This window comes from Promicromonospora sp. NPDC023987 (genome assembly GCF_040639055.1).
Taxonomy (GTDB): Bacteria; Actinomycetota; Actinomycetes; order Actinomycetales; family Cellulomonadaceae; genus Promicromonospora.
Genome location: NZ_JBEZZF010000154.1, coordinates 1 through 1,883, shown reverse-complemented (window position 1 = coordinate 1,883; position 1,883 = coordinate 1). Strand labels below are relative to the sequence as shown.

Here is a 1,883-nt window from a genome sequence, read left to right as displayed (position 1 = left end):
ACACGCGCACGGCAACCATGCCCAAGACGCGCCAACCACCAAATCGGACGAACCGCTCAGGCCGGGCTACCCACCAAGTGAATGATCGAGGCTAGCCCCAGGGCGAGGTCCGTCCAGGTGCCAAGGTGGTGCTTCCGTGAATGTCGGCCACGAAGATCTAGCCTGCAGAGCCGTCCACGGGCATCACGTCTTCAATGTCCTCAAGCGCGTCCTCGGCATGGCCACGGGTCTCCGGATCATTCAGGAGCGCTTCGATCAATGGGCGAACCATTGCGACATCCAGACGATGGTGGATTCGTGCCACATGGGCCAGGCAGGTGGCCGCGACTTTCCGCACCCAGGGATCGTCATGTCCAAGAAGCTCGACGTATTTTCCCTGCAACCATTCCCAGTCGTCGATGTGAAAGGCCGCAGATATCATCGCTTCACGCAGAGGCAATGATTCGCCATCCTTGATGGCCGCCAGGAATTTCCTGCGGTCAATCTCTTCCGATTTGTAGTACTCCAGGTTCACAGGATCTTCCCCTTTCTGTTCACATCGCCGTTTTTCACGAGTGCATTCTTCATCTCGTCCCTGAGCCCCTGCTGCTCCGGCGTTCCGTTCCACTCCCGAACGTGACCATGGAACTTCCCAGGTGCGTGCTCATCGAGCACGACGAATTCCCCGTTCTCCTTGTCCACAGCCACACGCCGGGTCGTAGTGTCCTTGTAGGACACCGAGCGATCCAGTGCCTTTTGCCCGTCCGCCGGCTCGGGTGCGGCCTTACCACGCTGGCTCAGGCCATGTTTCGGGTTCGGCTCGTAAGTGCCGTTCGGGCCACCGTGGGCGGCATTGTGGACCAGGATCGGGACAGTGCCAGCGTAGACATAGTAGTTGTGGCGGGTCTCGACGTGGAAGTTGTAGACCGTCTCGGCGTCCGCCTCGGTCCGGGTCTCGGTCTCGATGGCCTCGACCGGGACGGTGGTGCCCTCGGGGGTGACCAGAAGGTCGCCGACCTGGAGGAACGCGGCGTCCAGCCAGCCGCGGCCGTAGACCATGAACGGGTGCTCTGCCGTGGTCGAGACCCGTTCGCCGTTGATGGTGAGGTGGAACAGCTCGGTCGTGGTGCGGACGAACGTCTCGACGACCAGTTGCGGCTCGTCCCGCCCGGTGATGACGTCGTGGGCCCAGACCTTGTCGCCGACCGCGATGTCCTCGATCGGCCGCGGGCCGTCCGGGGTATGGATCAGGGTCCCGGCGACGAAGCACTTCCCGAACCCGAACTTGCAGTTCTTGCCCGACCTCAACGCACCCTTGCTGATGCCCTTCGCCAACCCAGTCGCGGCCTTGGCAGCACCACCCAGACCGATCAACGACAACGCCGCGCCGGCGATCGCGATCCCCGCCTCCGCCCAGGACCGCTCACCCGTGGCGGCGAGCGTGATGTTCGCGACCGCACTGACGATCGCCGCGACTGCCGCGATGACGATCAGCACTCCCGCCAGGGCGGTGCCGACGACGGGGATGAACGCGACGATGATCGCGAGGATCCCGGCGATGGTGGAGATCATGTCGGCGATGTCCGCGATCGCGGCGACGAGCTTGGAACCCCAGTTGTCCCACCACCCATCATTCAGATCATCGCTGGAGGTGATCTCCTCGATCTGGTCGACCGCATGCCCCGCCGCACGATCCCGATCCGACACCGCCGACTCCACGGTCGACTTCGCTGAGCTGAGCACCCCGGCGGCCTGGTCCGCGTCACCACCAGCCTGCTGGGCCTTCTGCTCGTACTCGGCCTTCTCCGCCTCGTCCTTCGCACCATCGGCCAGGTCCTGCCACCGGTCCTTCGACCCCGCAGCCGCCTGCGCCGCATCCTGCGCCTCCCGCGCCCGGTCCAACG

Annotated in this window: 2 protein-coding genes; both read right to left on the bottom strand. The window is 64.3% G+C overall.

The features are described 5' to 3' along the window. Positions 1 to 157 precede the first annotated feature (157 nt). Positions 158 to 514 carry a hypothetical protein gene (locus AB0F40_RS27460; protein WP_357475498.1) on the bottom strand — a complete coding sequence of 119 codons (357 nt, stop codon included), beginning with the start codon at positions 512 to 514 and terminating at the stop codon, positions 158 to 160. Further along, positions 511 to 1,698: a polymorphic toxin-type HINT domain-containing protein gene (locus AB0F40_RS27455; protein ID WP_357475496.1), complete on the bottom strand. Its 1,188-nt coding sequence runs from the start codon at positions 1,696 to 1,698 to the stop codon at positions 511 to 513. Before AB0F40_RS27455 ends, AB0F40_RS27460 begins: the two co-directional genes overlap by 4 nt. Positions 1,699 to 1,883 lie beyond the last annotated feature (185 nt).